This is a genomic window from Pseudarthrobacter sp. NKDBFgelt, from assembly GCF_046097905.1.
Lineage (GTDB): Bacteria > Actinomycetota > Actinomycetes > Actinomycetales > Micrococcaceae > Arthrobacter > Arthrobacter polychromogenes.
The window spans coordinates 1-1,880 of record NZ_JBJURL010000163.1 but is presented as its reverse complement, the minus strand read 5'-3'; the positions used below and the strand labels follow the sequence as shown (position 1 = coordinate 1,880).

General features: G+C 70.3%; 3 protein-coding genes and 2 pseudogenes. 1 reads left to right on the top strand and 4 read right to left on the bottom strand.

All coding sequences use genetic code 11. From position 1 onward, the window contains the following. From ACKAE7_RS20870 to ACKAE7_RS20855, 4 genes and pseudogenes are all read right to left on the bottom strand, one after another. Positions 1 to 236: pseudogene (locus ACKAE7_RS20870) on the bottom strand (hypothetical protein); the annotation flags it as partial. Further along, entirely contained in the window at positions 233 to 556 is a 324-nt protein-coding gene (locus ACKAE7_RS20865; RefSeq protein ID WP_229675154.1) for a TadE family type IV pilus minor pilin, read from the bottom strand. The pseudogene ACKAE7_RS20870 and the gene ACKAE7_RS20865, both read right to left, overlap by 4 nt. 179 nt (positions 557 to 735) lie before the next feature. Beyond that, entirely contained in the window at positions 736 to 1,083 is a 348-nt protein-coding gene (locus tag ACKAE7_RS20860; RefSeq protein WP_408980204.1) for a DUF4244 domain-containing protein, read from the bottom strand. A gap of 139 nt (positions 1,084 to 1,222) precedes the next feature. Then, complete coding sequence (locus ACKAE7_RS20855; protein WP_408980205.1) at positions 1,223 to 1,822, bottom strand: type II secretion system F family protein; 600 nt, start codon at positions 1,820 to 1,822, stop codon at positions 1,223 to 1,225. Here ACKAE7_RS20855 and ACKAE7_RS20850 point away from each other — a divergent pair. Further along, positions 1,805 to 1,880, top strand: a pseudogene (locus ACKAE7_RS20850) (ABC transporter ATP-binding protein); the annotation flags it as partial. The gene ACKAE7_RS20855 and the pseudogene ACKAE7_RS20850 overlap by 18 nt on opposite strands.

Sequence of the window (1,880 nt, the reverse complement as noted above, 5' to 3'; positions counted from 1 at the left end):
AGTGCCGCAAGGTCGGCAGCGGATGCCGCCCTGCTGGCCAGGACGGCCGACTGCGCCAGCAACAGCATCAGAGCCATGGCCGTCATCACCACCAGGGCAAGGCCGGCCGCCAGCACCGTCCCCGAGCCGCGTTCCCGGTTGGTGCCAACTGCACTCCCGTTCCGGCCTGCACCGCGACGCCTGGCCAGGCTCGCCCGGAGCCCGCGCCCCATTCCAGGTACATGGGAGCGTGTCATCCCGCCGTCTCGCTCCGGGTGGAGGCCCGCGCAGTCAGGTGCCACGGGATGGATGCGCCGAGGGGACCGCCCACGCGGTCTGTCACAGTGACATGCAGCCACTCGCCGTCGGCCGATACCGCCGCGGACGCCGACCCGCCGGCCAGCGTCCGGACGATCCTTTCCACAGCGGCGGAGTCGTCACCACGGGCAAGTGCGCGGGCGCCGGCACGCGCTCCCTCCTCCAGCCGCAGCTGGGTGACCCCGGCGGAGGCCCCTGCCAGCAGCATGGCCAGCAGCAGCAGGACCGCGGGCAGGGTGACGGCAAACTCCGCCGTCACCGCGCCGCGCGAGCCCTGAGCCGTGGGGCCTCCGAAGGGACTGCAGGCCCGTCGATCCCATCCTCCGGTACGCCCGGTGGCAGACTGCGTGGCTACAGACGGACCCGTGACTGACTGACCTGTGGCGGTCGGAGCTGTACCGGACGACCCCGTGGCCGGGAGCACGGCCGGTGCCCGTGTCATGGCAAGGCCAGCGCGGTGCGGATCAGGGTGAGCAGGAAGCCACGGACCTCCTCGCTGCGGAGGATGAAGACCAGGAGCCCCGCAAAGCCCACGGCGGCGAGGGTGGCTATGGCGTATTCGGCGGTTGCCATCCCTGCTTCTGATCCGAGGAGCCGGACCCGGCCCTTGCTGGTCCGCGGCGCGCCTGCACCCGGATACAGTTCCACGGCGTTCGCAGGCAGCGGGCTGTTTCCCCCGGCGTGGAGGCCGTGGCGGCCGGTGCTGCGGTGTTCCCGGGAGGCGGCACGGGCAGCGGCGGGCGCCGTGGCTCCGCCAGCGTAGCGGCGGCGGTAATGAGTGGACATGTGGTGTTTCCTTCCTTTGGGCCGGTAGTGTTGCCGGCTGTCTTGACTCTTCCGGGCCTTGCCTGGCGCGGTAAGCCCCGCGGGTTCGTAAGTGGAAAAGCTCAGCGGTTTCCCCTTGTGGAGGAGAAGACACGGACGCCTAGGACCCGGAAGGCACCAGCGCAAGCAGCACAGGAACCACGCCCAGGCAGATAAAGGCCGGAAGGGAGCAGAGGCCCAGCGGAACCACCAGCTTCACGCCCAGTGATGCCGCGCGCTTCTCGGCTGCACGGAACCTCTCCCGGCGGAGCCGTGCCGCCTGCGCGTAGAGAATCGCTGACGACGGAGCACCTGTCAGTGCCGCGAACCCCAGGGCGTCGCGTAGTTCCAGGACCTCGGGGAGTCGGACCGCGCTGCTGCGCCAAGCGGTTTCCCAGTCGGCCCCGATTGCCAGTGCCGCCACAACCGGCCGAAGTGCGCCGCTGTACCTGTCAGAAGCCGAGGCGGCCACCAGTTCGAGTGAACGGCCGATGCCCGATCCGGCGTCCAGCATGGCGGCCACCAGTTCGAGCATCATGGCGGTGTCCCTCAGCCCTTCGGGCGCAGGTCCGGGCATATTCCCTCCGTCACCGGCGGAGGCCTTCGCGCCGCGGCACGTGACACCGGAGGACAGGCTGAGCAGCCGCTTGCGGGGCCTGCCCCGCCCGCTTCCGGCCAGGGCTGCCGCCGCGGCCAGGGTACCCTTTCCGGCCGGGACAATGTCTTCCTGAACGGGGCTATTCTGGGAATGACCGAACAGCAGGTCAAGGACCGGTTTG